This window comes from Salinibacterium hongtaonis (assembly GCF_003065485.1).
GTDB classification, from domain to species: Bacteria; Actinomycetota; Actinomycetes; order Actinomycetales; family Microbacteriaceae; genus Homoserinimonas; species Homoserinimonas hongtaonis.
Map to the genome: position 1 here is coordinate 1 of NZ_CP026951.1, position 16,259 is coordinate 16,259.

Annotated in this window: 15 protein-coding genes and 2 tRNA genes; 14 read left to right on the forward strand and 3 right to left on the reverse strand. The window is 60.1% G+C overall.

Annotation, left to right across the window (positions count from 1 at the left end; genetic code table 11):
* The first annotated feature begins 67 nt into the window (after window positions 1-67).
* The 9 genes from dnaA (at window position 68) to C2138_RS00045 (ending at window position 10,450) form a co-directional block, all read left to right on the forward strand.
* Window positions 68-1,477, forward strand: a complete 1,410-nt coding sequence (dnaA, locus tag C2138_RS00005) for a chromosomal replication initiator protein DnaA (protein ID WP_108514508.1) — start codon at window positions 68-70, stop codon at window positions 1,475-1,477.
* A gap of 449 nt (window positions 1,478-1,926) precedes the next feature.
* Window positions 1,927-3,075, forward strand: coding sequence for a DNA polymerase III subunit beta (gene dnaN, locus C2138_RS00010; RefSeq protein WP_108514510.1), 1,149 nt, complete (start codon window positions 1,927-1,929; stop codon window positions 3,073-3,075).
* Window positions 3,076-3,077: 2 nt separating this feature from the next.
* Window positions 3,078-4,250: a DNA replication/repair protein RecF gene (gene recF / locus C2138_RS00015; protein WP_108514512.1), complete on the forward strand. Its 1,173-nt coding sequence runs from the start codon at window positions 3,078-3,080 to the stop codon at window positions 4,248-4,250.
* Window positions 4,243-4,779, forward strand: coding sequence for a DciA family protein (locus C2138_RS00020; RefSeq protein ID WP_108514513.1), 537 nt, complete (start codon window positions 4,243-4,245; stop codon window positions 4,777-4,779). Before recF ends, C2138_RS00020 begins: the two co-directional genes overlap by 8 nt.
* A 163-nt stretch (window positions 4,780-4,942) precedes the next feature.
* Entirely contained in the window at window positions 4,943-6,976 is a 2,034-nt protein-coding gene (gyrB, locus tag C2138_RS00025; RefSeq protein WP_108514515.1) for a DNA topoisomerase (ATP-hydrolyzing) subunit B, read from the forward strand.
* A gap of 115 nt (window positions 6,977-7,091) precedes the next feature.
* On the forward strand, window positions 7,092-9,722 hold the full coding sequence (gyrA, locus tag C2138_RS00030; protein WP_108514517.1) for a DNA gyrase subunit A: 2,631 nt from the start codon (window positions 7,092-7,094) through the stop codon (window positions 9,720-9,722).
* Window positions 9,715-10,122: a DUF3566 domain-containing protein gene (locus C2138_RS00035; protein ID WP_108514519.1), complete on the forward strand. Its 408-nt coding sequence runs from the start codon at window positions 9,715-9,717 to the stop codon at window positions 10,120-10,122. The genes gyrA and C2138_RS00035 overlap by 8 nt, the downstream gene beginning before the upstream one ends.
* A gap of 98 nt (window positions 10,123-10,220) precedes the next feature.
* Window positions 10,221-10,294: transfer RNA gene (locus C2138_RS00040), tRNA-Ile, on the forward strand.
* An 83-nt stretch (window positions 10,295-10,377) separates the two neighbouring features.
* Window positions 10,378-10,450, forward strand: a tRNA-Ala gene (locus C2138_RS00045).
* Between the two features lie 77 nt (window positions 10,451-10,527).
* Here C2138_RS00045 and C2138_RS00050 read toward each other — a convergent pair.
* Together C2138_RS00050 and C2138_RS00055 are read right to left on the reverse strand one after the other, a co-directional pair.
* The gene (locus C2138_RS00050) at window positions 10,528-11,634 is read right to left on the reverse strand and encodes an N-acetyltransferase DgcN family protein (RefSeq protein ID WP_108514521.1); all 1,107 of its coding nucleotides are present in this window, start codon (window positions 11,632-11,634) and stop codon (window positions 10,528-10,530) included.
* Between the two features lie 309 nt (window positions 11,635-11,943).
* Entirely contained in the window at window positions 11,944-12,558 is a 615-nt protein-coding gene (locus C2138_RS00055) for a hypothetical protein (RefSeq protein WP_108514523.1), read from the reverse strand.
* Between the two features lie 142 nt (window positions 12,559-12,700).
* Between C2138_RS00055 and C2138_RS00060 the strand changes: the two genes are divergently transcribed.
* On the forward strand, window positions 12,701-13,234 hold the full coding sequence (locus C2138_RS00060; protein WP_199220438.1) for a peptidylprolyl isomerase: 534 nt from the start codon (window positions 12,701-12,703) through the stop codon (window positions 13,232-13,234).
* Between the two features lie 34 nt (window positions 13,235-13,268).
* Window positions 13,269-14,117: a rhomboid family intramembrane serine protease gene (locus C2138_RS00065; protein WP_108514527.1), complete on the forward strand. Its 849-nt coding sequence runs from the start codon at window positions 13,269-13,271 to the stop codon at window positions 14,115-14,117.
* Window positions 14,118-14,349: 232 nt separating this feature from the next.
* Here the strand turns inward: C2138_RS00065 and C2138_RS00070 are convergent, their stop codons facing one another.
* Entirely contained in the window at window positions 14,350-14,592 is a 243-nt protein-coding gene (locus C2138_RS00070; protein WP_108514528.1) for a cell division protein CrgA, read from the reverse strand.
* A gap of 40 nt (window positions 14,593-14,632) precedes the next feature.
* Between C2138_RS00070 and C2138_RS00075 the strand changes: the two genes are divergently transcribed.
* The 3 genes from C2138_RS00075 to C2138_RS00080 are packed head-to-tail and all read left to right on the forward strand — an operon-like array spanning window position 14,633 to window position 16,235.
* Window positions 14,633-15,442, forward strand: coding sequence for a class E sortase (locus tag C2138_RS00075; RefSeq protein WP_108514530.1), 810 nt, complete (start codon window positions 14,633-14,635; stop codon window positions 15,440-15,442).
* Window positions 15,442-15,597, forward strand: coding sequence for a hypothetical protein (locus C2138_RS13685; RefSeq protein WP_199220439.1), 156 nt, complete (start codon window positions 15,442-15,444; stop codon window positions 15,595-15,597). The genes C2138_RS00075 and C2138_RS13685 overlap by 1 nt, the downstream gene beginning before the upstream one ends.
* Window positions 15,597-16,235: an anthranilate synthase component II gene (locus C2138_RS00080; RefSeq protein WP_108514532.1), complete on the forward strand. Its 639-nt coding sequence runs from the start codon at window positions 15,597-15,599 to the stop codon at window positions 16,233-16,235. Before C2138_RS13685 ends, C2138_RS00080 begins: the two co-directional genes overlap by 1 nt.
* Window positions 16,236-16,259 lie beyond the last annotated feature (24 nt).

Consider the following 16,259-nt stretch of genomic DNA (forward strand, 5'->3'; position numbering starts at 1 on the left):
TGGTGTGACTGCACAGCCGGTGGATAACCCTGTGTATAACTACGAGATAACAGGGAGAATGCGACGCATGACCGATCCGGGCGATCCAACGCAAGGGATCTGGCAGAGCATCCTGTCATCGCTGAGATCAGACGACCGCATCACCCCGCAGTTGCAAGGCTTTCTCAGTCTTGTGGAACCCCGCGGCATCATGGCGGGAACCCTCTACCTCGAGGTTCCCAATGATCTCACCCGGGGCATGCTCGAGCAGCGCATCCGCATTCCGCTGCTCAACGCAATTGCGGATCTCGATGGAGCCGCCGATCTCACTAACTTCGCGATCGTGGTCAATCCAGAGATTTCGCACATCCAACTCGACCAGGCACAGGAACCGGAGGAACAGGCCTACATTGAGCCTCTCCCACCAGCACCGACGCCCGAGGCAGGGCGACGAAGCGACTCCCGGCTGAACCCCAAATACAACTTCGACAACTTTGTCATCGGCGGGTCAAACCGGTTCGCGCACGCCGCTGCGGTTGCCGTGGCTGAAGCTCCCGCGAAGGCTTACAACCCGCTGTTCATCTACGGCGACTCCGGACTTGGCAAAACTCACCTTCTGCATGCGATCGGTCACTACGCCGAAAGCCTCTATCCCGGCATCCGGGTTCGTTATGTGAGCTCCGAAGAATTCACCAACGACTTCATCAACTCGATCGCCAACAACCGGTCGTCGGTGTTTCAGTCTCGATACCGGGACATCGACATCCTTCTGATTGACGACATTCAGTTTTTGCAGGGAAAGGACTCCACGCAGGAGGCCTTCTTCCACACGTTCAATACCCTGCACGATCACAACAAGCAGGTGGTCATCACCAGCGACCTGCCGCCGAAACACCTCACGGGATTTGAAGACCGCATGAGGTCTCGGTTCGAATGGGGCCTGATTACGGATGTTCAGGCGCCAGATCTAGAAACCCGCATCGCCATCCTGCGCAAGAAGGCACAGAGTGAGCGTCTGCAGGTGCCCGACGACATCTTGGAATACATGGCGTCAAAGGTTTCGTCGAACATTCGTGAACTCGAAGGAACCTTGATTCGCGTCACTGCGTTCTCCAGCCTCAACAAGACACCGGTCGACCTGACCCTGGTTCAAACGGTTCTCAAGGACCTCATCACTCTCGACGATGACAATGTGATCGCGCCGGTCGAGATCATCAATCACACTGCGGCGTACTTCAAACTCAGCGTCGACGATCTCTACGGCTCCTCCCGTTCCCAGGCCGTGGCCACGGCTCGGCAGATCGCCATGTATCTCTGCCGGGAGATGACCAATCTGTCGCTGCCTAAGATCGGGCAGCTCTTTGGCGGGAGGGATCACACCACCGTTATGTACGCGAACAAGAAGATCACCGAACTCATGAAGGAACGGCGCTCGATTTACAACCAGGTCACCGAGCTCACGAGTCGCATCAAACAGAATCATCGGTTCTCGAGTTAAACCACATCTCGACGCAGTTGAGGGCACCTCCTTAGGGGGTGCCCTTCGTCGTTTAAGGGCTCTTCTGCGAAATATCGCCCTAAAAGCGAATTCGCCGATCAATTCACACATGTGGAAAACCTGTGGATAACTGTGAATAACACGCCGTAAGCGTGTGGATGAGAATGACAAAGCTGTGGGAACTCGTCGCGACCGAGATTGTGTAATGCCAAGAGTTTCGACATTCCCCTAACAGGGTCTCCACAAGTCACAAAGGTGTAGTTCCCCGTTGGCCATTGAAGAATTACACGTTCTCCACAAATTCCACAGCGGTTAATACATTTATTGTTCTTTAACTTGAATTTGGCGATCCGATAACCCTGACGAGCTTCCGGAACATGCTGTCTCGGGCTGTGCCAGTATTAAGCCCCCAGATCTTTTGTAACGATCTGAGGCGAAAGGGGCACACCATGAGGTTTCAGGTGAATCGTGACGTTTTCAGCGAAGCCGTCTCATTTGCCGTGAAGTTGTTGCCTCAGCGCACGACGCTGCCCATCCTGAGCGGCGTTCTCATCGAGACAACTGACACGGGACTCAAGCTCTCGTCATTCGACTACGAGGTTTCGGCTCAAACCGAGATCGACGCGGATGTCGAAGAAGCCGGCACAATTTTGGTCTCCGGCCGGCTCCTTGCCGATATCGCCAGCAGATTGCCGAACGCCCCCGTTCGCTTCACGACTGAGGATTCACGGATCTCGGTTACCTGTGGGTCGGCAAACTTCACTCTTTTGAGCATGCCGGTCGAGGAATATCCCACGCTGCCTGAGGTTTCGGCCCAGTCCGGTCTGCTTCCCTCTGACTCTTTTTCGGATGCTGTCTCGCAAGTCGCCGTCGCTGCTTCCCGCGACGACGTAACGCCCGTCATCACAGGCGTTCAGCTCGAAGTCACCGACACCACGCTGAGCCTCGTCGCCACCGACCGCTACCGTGTTGCGGTTCGCGAAATCGACTGGGATCCGGGAGAGCGCGACTTCAGCGAACCGGTTACCGCGCTCGTGCCCGCCCGCACTCTGCAAGAAATTGGCAAGACCTTCGGCCACAGCGGCACGATTTCGGTAGCGATCACGAACAGCGATGATCGTGAGATCATCGCGTTCAGCGCTGACCGCAAGACGGTTACATCGCTGCTGATCAAGGGAAACTTCCCGCCCGTCAAGCGGTTGTTCCCCGAAGAGGTCGACAACTACGCGGTAATCAATACCGGTGAGCTGATCGAAGCCGTTCGCCGTGTTCAGCTCGTGCTTGAGCGCGAAGCCGCACTTCGCTTCACATTCACGATCGACGGCCTCATCCTCGAGGCAATCGGTGGGGAACAAGCCCAGGCTTCCGAAACAATCGATGCTCACCTCCACGGAGGAGACATGGTTGTCTCGCTCAAGCCGCAGTTCTTGCTCGATGGGCTGGGAGCAGTGCACTCCGAATTCGTTCGGATGTCGTTCACGCGAACCGAGAACCCCAATAAGCCGGGCCCCGTTCTCATCACGAGCCAGTCGTCCAAGGATCAGCCCGGAGCCGACAACTACAAGTACCTGCTGCAGCCCAACCTGCTTCTTCGATAGCGGTGTTCGTCGCGCACCTCAGCCTGACGGACTTCCGCAACTACGCCCACGCGGATCTCGCTCTTGAGCCAGGACCGAACCTGTTCGTGGGTAGCAACGGCCAGGGCAAGACGAATCTGGTTGAGGCGCTCGGATATCTGAGCACGCTGGGGTCGCATCGGGTTTCGACCGATCACGCGATGATCCGGCAGGGCGAGCAATCCGCAATCATCAGGGCACGACTCCATCATGGTGAGCGGCAGGTCTTGGTGGAGGTTCAGTTGAACCGAGGGGCAGCGAATCGCGCTCAGGTCAATCGATCGGCAATCAAGACACGGGAGTTGCCGCGCTATTTCTCAAGCGTGCTCTTTGCGCCAGAAGACCTCGCCCTCGTTCGTGGTGAGCCCTCGGGCCGCCGCCGCTTTCTCGATGAGCTTCTCGTACTGCTTTCCCCCCGACTTTCCGGCGTAATTGCGGACTATGACCGGGTGGTCCGACAGCGCAACACCTTGCTCAAATCAGCGCGCGCATCCGGGCTCAAAACAGGTCAGCTCACGACGCTTGAGGTATGGGATGACCGCCTTGTCGATCTCGGGTCGCAGCTCATCGAAGCTCGCACACGACTCGTGGCCGATCTTGCTCCTGAGGTGACGCGGGCCTATGAGTCGATTGCGGGAGAAGATCACAGCGCCGGCCTCACCAATCAACTGAGCATTTTCGGCGGCGGTGACAGCGACGAAATGGGTGAGGGTGAGGGCCTTTTTGGGGTAATTTCGGCCCAGGATGCCGCGGTCAATTTTAAAAAATCGCTCGAGCGGCTTCGCCGCAATGAGCTGGACCGTGCCGTGACCCTGGTTGGTCCGCACCGTGACGATCTTGTCCTCCAACTCAATGGAATGCCGGCGAGAGGGTATGCAAGTCATGGCGAATCATGGTCATTTGCCCTCTCTCTCAAACTCGCGGCTGCGCAAATCCTGCGGCGAGACTCCGCGACAGGCGACCCCGTGCTCATCCTTGACGATGTTTTCGCGGAACTCGATGAAGCTCGGCGAGAGCGCCTCGCCGCCGCGATTATCGACGTCGAGCAGGTGCTGATTACTGCTGCCGTTCATGACGATGTTCCGCCGGCGCTGCGAGCTCACACCGTGCACATTCGCAAGGGCACCGTCGTCGACGAGGGCGATCTCGATGGCTGACGACAGTTTTTCTCATGAGGCAGAGGACGAGTTCGAAGAGCTCGCGAGCGGCCAGGAACATATTCAGGTCTATCTGAGGATGCGCCGCATCTTCGGGGATGGTTCTGTTCGCCACCGGGATACCCGGCGGCGCGCCAAGAAGGACCCCACCTCGAGCGTTCCCTACGGAGCAGGCAGGGATCCGCGCGGACTCGGCGATGTCATGGACTCCCTCACCTCGCAACTGGGCTGGACATCCACGCTGGCTCAATCGGACATCATCTCGGCGTGGGCGTCGATCGTTGGCGAAGAAACCGCCGAACATGCTGAGCCGGTCGGCATAGAAGATAAGACCCTTACCGTGCGGTGTGACTCAACCGCCTGGGCCACGCAGTTGCGCCTGATGAGGCCGCAGATCCTTGGCAAGATCGCCACAGAGTTCGCCGAAGCAAACATCGAGTCGGTGCGCTTTCTTGGGCCGGACACCCCTTCTTGGAAACATGGCCCCAGATCGATTCCAGGGCGCGGCCCTCGCGATACTTACGGTTAACACGTCAAATCAGCTCAGTACGGCCGAAAGAGTGGCGCAGGAGGCCGAATTCACCCGTTCGACAGCCGAACCTTGGTAGAATCGATTGGTTGCCTCGATATCTTCACGTGTGAAGTCGGGTCGAGGACGACGGTCGCCCTACAGGACAGGAGTCCCTTTTCAGATGTCATTACAGTCACCCGAGAATCCATCTGAAGAGCAAGCGACCACACCGGCATCGCACCAGCGCACTGCGGACGAGCAGAAGCTCGACAACGAGAGCTATGGTGCCGATCAGATCCAGGTTCTTGAGGGTCTGGAAGCGGTGCGCAAGCGCCCCGGTATGTACATCGGTTCGACGGGCCCGCGTGGTCTTCACCATCTCGTGTACGAAATCGTCGATAACTCGGTGGATGAGGCCCTCGCGGGATTCTGCGACACGATCTCCGTGACGATTATGGCCGACGGCGGCATCAAGGTTATCGACAACGGTCGAGGAATCCCTGTCGACATTCACCCGGTCGAGAAGAAGTCGACGGTTGAGGTAGTGCTGACGATCCTCCACGCCGGTGGCAAGTTCGGCGGCGGTGGATACGCCGTTTCGGGTGGTCTACACGGTGTCGGCAGCTCGGTCGTGAATGCTCTCTCCCGCCGCCTTTCCGTCGAGGTTCGCCGCCAGGGACATGTGTGGCGCCAGAGCTTTCAAAATGGTGTCCCGGATGCCCCGCTCGAGAAGGGCGAGGAGACAACAGAGACCGGCACCACGATCAGCTTCTGGCCGAACGATGAGATCTTCGAATCCGTTGTCTACGACTATGAGACCCTGCGCACTCGCTTTCAGCAGATGGCGTTCCTCAACAAGGGACTCACGATTTCACTCACGGATGAGCGGGTCGACGAGGAAGGCAACGACGGTCGCAAGGACACGTTCATGTATGAGCGCGGGCTTGTCGACTATGTCGAGTACCTCAACTCCGCCAAGAAGTCCGAGGTTGTGCACCCCGAAATCATCTCGATCGAGTCGGAAGACACGGAGCGGCGCATTGCGCTCGAGGTTGCGATGCAGTGGACCACGTCATACAGCGAAAGCGTTCACACGTACGCCAACACCATCAACACCCACGAGGGCGGCACGCACGAAGAGGGCTTCCGTGCCGCGCTGACAACCCTGGTGAACAAGTACGCCCGCGAAAAGGGAATCCTTAAAGAAAAGGATGACAACCTCACGGGTGAGGATGTTCGCGAGGGCCTGACCGCAGTGATCTCCGTCAAGCTAGGGGAGCCGCAGTTCGAGGGCCAGACCAAGACCAAACTCGGCAACACCGAGGCAAAGTCGTTTGTGCAGAAGGTTGCCGGCGAGGCGCTCGGCGACTGGTTCGCCCGCAACCCGCAGCAGGCAAAGGACGTCATCCGCAAGGCGTTGCAAGCATCCGCAGCTCGTATGGCGGCTCGCAAGGCGCGCGAACAGACTCGTCGCAAGGGCCTGCTCGAATCCGGCGGAATGCCCGGAAAGCTGCGTGACTGCGCGAGCAAGGACCCGAGCCTCTCTGAGATCTTCATCGTTGAGGGTGACTCCGCAGGTGGTTCCGCCGTGCAGGGGAGAAACCCCGACACCCAGGCGATTCTGCCGCTGCGTGGAAAGATCCTCAACGTAGAAAAGGCGCGCCTCGATCGTGCGCTCGGCAACGCCGAGGTCCAGGCAATGATCACCGCCTTCGGCGCTGGCATCGGTGAAGACTTCGACAAGGACAAGGCCCGGTACCACAAGATCGTGCTCATGGCCGATGCCGATGTCGACGGCCAGCACATTACGACGCTTCTGCTGACTCTCGTATTTCGCTACATGCGGCCGCTCATCGATCTCGGCTACGTGTACCTTGCGCAGCCGCCTCTCTACAAGCTCAAGTGGTCGAACTCGCCTCACGAGTACGTCTACTCCGATCGCGAACGCGACCAGATGCTGGAGATCGGGCTTGCCGGCGGCAAGCGCATCCCCAAGGACAACGGCATCCAGCGCTACAAGGGTCTCGGCGAGATGGACTACAAGGAACTGTGGGAGACGACCATGGATCCTGCAACCCGCACGCTCCAGCAGGTGACCCTCGATGACGCGGCCTCGGCCGACGAGATCTTCAGCACCCTCATGGGAGAAGACGTCGAAGCACGCCGCAACTTCATCCAGCGCAACGCGAAGGATGTGCGCTTCCTCGACATTTGATGCAGAGAATCGCCCCGCGATTGCCTGCACCGCAGTCGAGTGACCGGCCTATTCGGCCGAGCACATCGAGACACACAACTTCAGATGACGCAGAACATTAGACGAAATCAGGCAGATGGCTGACGAAAAAGACAACATCGAGAACCCCGCCGCGGACGAGCACGTCCCCGGCAAGGAGATCGACACCGCGCACGACAAGGTCACGCAGGTCGATCTCCAGCTCGAGATGCAGAGGTCGTACCTCGATTACGCGATGAGCGTGATCGTTGGGCGAGCTCTGCCGGACGTGCGCGACGGCCTCAAGCCGGTTCACCGCCGCGTGATCTACGCGATGTACGACGGGGGATACCGCCCCGACAAGGCTTTCTCCAAGAGTGCTCGCGTCGTCGGCGAGGTCATGGGTCAGTTTCATCCGCACGGTGACTCCTCAATTTACGACGCGCTCGTTCGCCTCGTGCAGCCGTGGAGCCTGCGCTACCCGCTAGCTCTCGGTCAGGGAAACTTCGGTTCCGCCGGCAACGACGGCGCGGCCGCCCCTCGATACACCGAAACGAAGATGGCTCCGCTCGCGCTCGAAATGGTGCGCGATATCGAAGAAGAAACCGTCGACTTTCAGGACAACTACGACGGTCGCACGCAGGAACCCTCGGTTGTTCCCGCCCGATTCCCCAACCTGCTCGTCAATGGTTCCGTGGGTATTGCCGTCGGTATGGCCACGAACATTCCGCCGCACAACCTTCGTGAGGTCGGAGCAGGAGCCCTGTGGCACCTGGCCAATCCCGAGGCCTCACACGAGGAGCTTGTTGAAGCTCTGACGCAGCGCATCAAGGGACCAGACTTTCCCACCGGCGCACAGATTCTTGGCGTCAAGGGAATTCAGGATGCTTACCGCACCGGCCGCGGTTCGATCACGATGCGCGCCGTTATCAACGTCGAGGAGCTGCAGGGTCGCACCTGCCTCGTTGTCACCGAGCTTCCGTACCAGGTGAACCCGGATAACCTCGCGCTCAAGATCGCTGATCTTGTTAAGGAAGGCAAGCTCGCAGGCATCGCCGACATCCGTGACGAAACCTCCGGCCGCACCGGTCAGCGCCTTGTCATCGTGCTCAAGCGCGATGCGGTTGCCAAGGTCGTGCTCAACAACCTCTACAAGCACACGCAGCTGCAGGAGAACTTTGGCGCGAACATGCTCGCGATCGTGGACGGCGTTCCGCGCACGCTAGCCGTCGACGGGTTCATCACCGCATGGGTCGCTCACCAGATCGAGGTCATCGTTCGGCGAACGCAGTTCCGTTTGCGCAAGGCAGAAGAACGCGCACACATTCTGCGTGGTTACCTCAAGGCGCTCGATGCGCTCGACGACGTCATCGCCCTCATCCGGCGTTCTTCGACCGTTGAAGATGCTCGCGACGGACTCATCTCGCTGCTGGAGATCGATGAGCTCCAGGCCCGCGCCATCCTCGACATGCAGTTGCGTCGTCTTGCTGCTCTTGAGCGCCAGAAGATCATGGACGAACACGCCCAGATCGAGCTGTTGATTGCCGAATACAACTCCATTCTCGCGAGCCCCGTTCGCCAGCGGGAGATCGTGAGCGAGGAGCTCACCGACATTCTCGACAAGTATGGCGACGACCGGCGCACCGAGATCATGTACGGCTATGACGGCGACATGAACATGGAAGACCTCATCCCCGAAGAGGAGATGGTGGTCACCGTCACCCGTGGCGGCTACATCAAGCGCACCCGCAGCGACAACTACCGCAGCCAGCACCGCGGGGGCAAGGGAGTCAAGGGCGCCCAGCTCCGCGCTGACGACGTCGTCGAGCACTTCTTTGTGACCACGACGCATCACTGGTTGCTGTTTTTCACGAACACCGGCCGCGTCTATCGTGCCAAGGCATACGAGGTGCAGGAGGCCGGCCGCGATGCCAAGGGCCAGCACGTTGCCAACCTTCTCGCCCTGCAGCCGGGGGAGGAGATCGCACAGATCCTCGACATCCGCGATTACCAGGCAGCCCAGTACCTGGCCCTCGCAACGCGCGGCGGCCTCGTAAAGAAGACGGCGCTCAGTGAGTACGACACCAATCGTTCCGGTGGCATCATCGCGATCAACCTGCGCGAGGGAGACGAACTCGTCTCGGCGATGCTCGTCGACGAAGATTCTGACCTGCTGTTGGTATCGCGCAAGGGAATGTCGATTCGCTTCACCGCATCCGACGACGCCCTGCGCCCCATGGGTCGTGCTACCTCCGGTGTTATCGGAATGCATTTCAAGGGCGAGGACCAGTTGCTCTCAGCTTCGGTTGTCACTGACGACGGATTTGTTTTCGTCGTTACCGAGGGAGGCTTCGCCAAGCGCACGTCCGTTGACCAGTACCGCGTGCAGAACCGCGGCGGTCTTGGCATCAAGGTGGCCAAACTTCAGGAGGCCAGAGGCGATCTCGCCGGTGCCCTGATCGTAGAAGAGGACGACGAGGTTCTCGTGGTCCTTGCCAGCGGCAAGGTGGTACGCTCGGCAGTCGCCGAAGTCCCGGCGAAGGGTAGGGACACGATGGGAGTCGTTTTCGCTCGCTTTGCGGACGAAGACAGAATCATTGCGGTGGCCAAGAACTCGGAGCGCAACCTTCAGGGCCAGGAACTGCCCAGTGACGACACCCAGAATGGTGCAGGCTCAGCCGAAGCCCTTGACGCCCCCGTAGCTGCGGCGCCCGATACCGAAGAGAAGGATGAGACCCCGGATGAGTAGCATCGCCGAGAAACTCCAGCGCAAGTCCCAGAAGGCCCCCAACAGCAAGCAGGTTCGCCTGCGGCTGGTCTACATCGACTTTTGGTCGGCCATCAAGCTGTCGTTCCTGTTGGCGGCATCGCTGGGCGTTGTGCTCATCGTGGTCTCGGCACTGGTCTGGACAGTCCTCGCATCGACCGGCATCTTCACCGACCTAGATTCGCTGCTCGGCGATGTCACGGGCGATGAGTCGTTCTCGCTGATGGCTAGCTTCTCGATCGTTCAGGTGCTCGGCTCAGCCATTGTGGTTGCGCTGCTCAACACGATCGTGGGTACCGCCCTTGGCGCCATTGCGGCAATGCTCTATAACCTCACGGTGCGCGTCACCGGCGGGCTGCTCGTCGGCTTCACCAACAACTAAAAACGTCTCTTAGATCGGATGGATGCCGAGTTGGGTATTCCGTTAGATCCCTCAATTTAGAGAATCGGGCTGCGTGCGATACTCTCGTATCTGCCCACGGGGATATAGCTCAGGCGGTTAGAGCGCTTCGCTGATAACGAAGAGGTCCCAGGTTCAAGTCCTGGTATCCCCACGCAGTACCTCAACACCCTGTGCTTTCTCTTCGGAAAAAGCACAGCAGCTCGGAATATTCTCCTTCGGGAGGGTAGCGGTTCCGGGGCCTTAGCTCAGTTGGTAGAGCGCTTGCTTTGCAAGCAAGATGTCAGGAGTTCGAATCTCCTAGGCTCCACAAGATAAGTCCGAACTTCGCACCGCATTCCGGTGAGAAGTTCGGACTTTTTTGCTGCGGGGGTTGTTGTGCTGGCGCTAGCGGGCTTTCGCCGAAAGGGTGGCCGCTAGTTCGGGGATGCCCTTGAGCACGATGTTGACCAGCTCGTCGATCGGCCGGGTGAGCGGGTCGGTAGCGGGCAAGTCGTTCTCAACATGCACGTCCATGATCGCGGCAGCAATTCCCTCGTTATCGAGCCCCTCGTGGTTGATCGTGACGCCGATCACCGTCGTCTCGCTGAACGACTCGATCAGCGCCCTCTCGCTGGCAATGGTCGGCATGGGGATCGATGGGTAATCGCCCAGCGTGAGCCGTGCGGGAGCGTGCTGAAGAATGACGCTTGACGGCCTACTGCCGCGCAGAATGTACGCCGAGGTGAGGTATGCGGGGTGACTGAGCGCACCCTGGCCCTCGACGACAATCACATCGGGGAACTCGCCCTCGTAGGCCGCCACGACCTGGGCCTCTAGCTCGCCAGAGCAGAACTGCGGCGCTATCGCGTCGAGTGCTACACCGTACGCGGCCCCCTGAATGAGCGATGTCTGGCCCGTGGCCACCATGACGGCACGGATGCCGCGAGCGTTCAGTGCCTGCACGAGAAGCGTCGCCGTGGTGCGCTTGCCGATGGCTCCATCGGTGCCCAGAATTGCGATTCGAGGGCACGGGACGTCGAATATCCGTCCTGTGAATACCGTGAGGTCTTTCTTGTCTTTGGGCCGGCGAACATCGGTGATGGTCACGCCGGAGGCGATGCTCGCGGCGACGAACTCGGCATCGTCGTTCAAGAACTCGTGTAGTCCGTTGATGATGCTCATTCCGCGGCCGATGGCATCAAGCAGCACCGAGCGCTGTTTGCGCGACAGCATGCCACTTGCGGGTGCGATCCCGCAGATGAGATAGGCGGGCACGGTGCCTGTATGGGCGATAGCCTCGGCCAGGCTCGCGACCAGTGGAATGCCGTTCGGCACGCCATCGAGGTACATTCCGGCGTCGAAGCCGGCACGGCTCGCATCGATCACGCTGAGGATCTCGTACTTTTCGGAGTGACGTACCAGACCGTTGGCGGTCTTTCCGTCTTGTTCGCCGAATTGACCGTCGCAGTAGATGACGGCTGAGAACCGATTGGCGGGTAGTGAGGTGGGCACAATGGCTCCTTGATTTACCCAGAGGAGGCGACCCTATCGTGGCGGCAGCTGCGAGGCCGACGCGCGATAAAGCGCTCTTCCCTGACATCGGCGCAGTGCCGATAGTGCCACGCTACCCCCGAGCCAGAGTTGTCCACACTGTGGAGGGGCCTGTGGATAAATTACAGGCGCGTAATTCGAATGACAAGAATTCTTGTCATTCCGCGTTCTCGAAGCTTTAACCGAACCTTAATGGCAAGAATCCCGCGTTAACGGGGCAACGCCGCCGACCCTCTCGGGTCGACGGCGTTGGTCGATGTTCGAATGAAGCTAGAGCGCCTCTGGCTGGGGGTAGTCCTCGGGCTCGTCCGAAATCCACAGGTCGTCATCGGCGCGCAAGGTCTGCCATACGGCGTAACCGACACCAGCCAGGGCCACGAGGCCCACGCCGATCGCGATGTAACGACCCGGGCCGGGCGTTGACTTAGGCGGAACAAAGCCGACCTGCTTGCGCAGTTGCTTAGTGCGTTTCTTCACCTTCTTGCTCCCAACTTCGATGGCGTGCTCGGTGCGGGCGCTCGCCTTGCGAACCTGCTTCATCGCCTCTTTTACGCGGGCGTCCTTAGCCACCTCAATGACAGCCAGAGCCGAAGCGATCGCAGAGGCAACGGAGGGAAAAATGTCGTGACTGATGCGGTCACGGGTGTACTCGGCCACCGAACGAGTGGCGTTGACTCCCGTGGCGAGCGTGGGCTTCACGCGGTGGTCGATCGTGTCGCGGACGCGCGGGGCAACCTCATCCCTGCTGATGTACCCCACCTGCCGTCCGGCCTCGCGGATGACCTTGCTGGCGTGTTCAAGAACTTCACGCTGGTCATCCCAGACATCCGAAGCGTTGCTCTTCAGCTTCTTCAGTTCACGGGAACGTTTGCGGGACAAAGCCATGAGTGACCTCCAGTCTGCGGCGGGTGGAGCGCATCCATCCTCCCACGCGTTGCTCTGTGAGCGGCCTGAGTATTAGGTGAATGCTCCGCGCTGTAAGCGAACTATGCGGCCCAGGGGCCCCAACGATGAAATACTGATCGGCATGCACACACATGTAGCGACCCTCCACACGAGCCTCGGTGACATCAAGGTCAACCTGTTCGGCAACCACGCCCCCAAGACGGTGGAAAACTTCGTCGGTCTCGCAACCGGCACCCGCGAATGGACTGACCCCTCGACCGGCGAGAAGACGAACCGCCCCCTCTATGACGGTGTGATCTTCCACCGCATCATCGACGAGTTCATGATCCAGGGCGGCGACCCCCTCGGTCAGGGCATCGGCGGCCCCGGCTACCAGTTCGACGATGAGATCCACCCCGAGCTGGACTTCACCAAGCCTTACGTTCTCGCCATGGCCAACGCCGGCATCCAGATGGGCAAGGGAACCAACGGCTCCCAGTTCTTCATCACGACCGTACCCACCACGTGGCTGCAGGGCAAGCACACCATCTTCGGCAAGGTCGAGGATGAAGAGTCGCAGTCTGTGGTCAAGAAGATCGAGGGCGTCAAGAAGGACGGCCGTGACAAGCCGATCGAGGACGTCGTGATCAACAGCATCACCATCGAAGAGGTCTAATACCTGTGAGACACCCACGGAGAGGGGGCCGGTCGTGAGCGACCTGCCCCCTTCCGCATCTGCGGACCACTGTTACCGGCATCCCGACCGGCAGAGTTACATCCTCTGCCAGCGCTGTGGCCGCACCATCTGCCCGGAATGCCAGACCCAGGCCGCCGTCGGGGTTCACTGCCCCGAGTGCGTGCGTGAGGCGCGGCAGAGCGCACCCCGCACCAAGCCAGCAGTCGTGACGGCCCTCTCCCGAGCCCGCCGTGAGGGGCCCGTTGTCACCTATGCCCTCATCGGCGTGACGGCCTTGATCTACATCGCCCAGTTGCTCTCGGGGGGCCTCGTCACGAGCGCGATGGCCTATGCCGGCGTTCTGACGCCCACCGAGCCGTGGCGCATGATCACGACGATGTTCGTGCACTCGCAGAATTCGTTCTTCCACATCCTGTTCAACATGTATTCGCTCTGGATCTTCGGGCGCATCCTCGAGCAGATGCTGGGCCGGTGGAGGTTTCTCGCCCTGTATGCCCTGAGTGGCCTCGGCGGATCCGTCGCCGTGCTCTTTCTTATGCCCGATGTGTGGGTCGTCGGAGCCTCGGGTGCCATTTTCGGTCTGCTCGGCGCCTTCTTTGTGATCCAGCGTGGGCTCGGGAGCAATTCGCGCCAGCTGCTGATTGTCGTTGCGCTCAACCTGGTGATCGGGTTTGTTGTGCCCGGCATCGCCTGGCAGGCGCACGTGGGCGGACTGCTCGTCGGAAGCCTTGTCGCGTTCATTTTGATGAAGACGCGACGCAGAGATCAGCAGCGCACACAGATTCTGCTGCTGGCTGCCGTGCTGATCGGCCTCATCATCCTGTCGGTCGTGGGCTCTGCGCTCCTGTGGATACGGTTCTAAGCAAGTTATCCACAGGGACAGGGTTTTCCACACCAATCCACAGGGTTATCCCCGGCTTTAAGACCACTTATCCCCGGTTAATCCCCGTCATCCCCGAAGTTATCCACAGGTTATTCCACAATGGGGATAATTACACCGGTGTAGTTGTCCCCCGGTTGACCAGCACGGTGACAGCATACGAAAAGACCCCCCGGCACCGGCCAGGGGGTCTTTTCTTATGCTGAGGGGGCGCTTATCGCCAGCGCGTTGTCATGAGGAAGCCCACGAACATGATGCCGAAACCGACAAGGATGTTAGCGTCGCCCAACGCGGGCAGAGGCAGGGCGCTTCGGCTGATGTAGTAAACGATGATCCAGACCAGGCCGAGAAGCATGAGCCCGAACATGATCGGCTTAAACCAGACCGGGTTAGGGGCATCGTCTCCCGAACGGATCTCCCGCGGGGCGTCGGTCTTCGAGTTCGTCGATCTGGCCATGTGCAGATTCTAGCCGGATACCGTCGATAGAATCGCCCCTATGGAGCCGAGCGAGGTCGAAGCTCGCCCCGAGCGCCCTCTGCGCGTCGGGCGCGTGAGCGTGTTCGGAGTGCTCGGGGAGCTCTTTGTGACTGCTGGCGTTCTCGTATTCCTCTTTCTGGGTTGGCAGCTCTGGCTCAACGACATTCTCGTGGGGAACGAACAGCGCGACAGCGCTGTGGCGCTCAGCGAGTCGCTCTCTGAGGCGGCAACAACCGCTCCTCCGGCCGAGACGACGGCGCCCACTGCACCGCCCGTGGAGTCGGATGCCTCCGTCGACCACGGCGATCCGCCCGTGAGCACGGTTGCCGTCGCCGGTGGCAAAGCTTTTGCGACCCTCTACATCCCGCGATTCGGCAGTGATTACATTCGGGTGATCGCAGAGGGCGTGAGTCTCACCCAGGTGCTTAATAAGAAGGACCTCGGTGTGGGCCACTACCCCGAAACGCAGCTGCCGGGCGAGGTGGGCAACTTCGCCCTCGCCGCGCATCGCACAACCTGGGGTGCTCCGTTCAAGAAGGTCGGCGAACTCCAGGTGGGCGACGCCATATACGTGCAGACCGTGGACGGCTGGTACACCTACCGCTATCGCAATCTGGAGTACGTGCGACCAACGGGTGTGGGGGTAATCGAACCGATTCCTCAGGCTCCCGGCGTTGCACCGGGGGAACGGTACATCACCCTCACGAGCTGTAATCCCATGTTCTCTGCCGCTGAGCGCATCGTCGCCTACGGCGTTCTCGAAGCGTGGCAGCCAGCATCCGCGGGAATGCCAGCAGAGCTTGCTGCCCTTCAGGGGGTGGGCGCCTGATGTACGCTGCCCTGTGGAGATTGTTGCCCGGCCCGCTCTGGGTGCGCATCGTCTGCGCGGTCGCCATTGTGGCGCTCGTGCTCCTCATTCTCGTGCTCTGGGTATTTCCCTGGGTTAATTCCTTCATCAGCGTTCCGGAGGTGACGGTTCAGTAATGACCCGGGTACTCGTCGTCGACAATTACGACAGCTTTGTTTACACGCTCAACGGCTATCTGCTGCAGCTTGGCGCGGAGACCGACGTTGTGCGCAACGATGATTTCGCAGCCGAAGATGCTGCACAGCGCATCGCTGATTACGACGCGGTGTTGCTCTCTCCCGGGCCGGGCACGCCGGCCAATGCGGGAGTTTCGATCCCGATCGTTCTCGCGGCACTCCAGAGCGGAACTCCTCTGTTGGGAGTGTGCCTTGGCCACCAGGCGATTGCCGAGGCGCTGGGGGCTACCGTCACCCATGCCGATGAACTTATGCACGGCAAGACGTCGATGGTCACCCATGACGACAGCGACTTCTATCGCGACGTTCCCCACTCCTTTAGGGCAACGCGGTACCACTCGCTGGCCATTGTCGACTCGACCGTTCCCGCCGAGCTCATCGTGACATCCCGCACCGAGGGCGGCGTGATCATGGGTGTTCGCCACGAAAGCGCACCGATCTATGGGGTGCAGTTCCACCCCGAGTCCGTGCTCACCGAGGGTGGGCACGCGATGCTGGCCAACTGGCTTTCTATCGCGGGGCTCGCCGAGGCTCGCGAGACCGCGAAGGGACTGAGCCCCCTGGTCAACCTGGCATAGGCCATCTCTCCCGAGCCGCCAGCG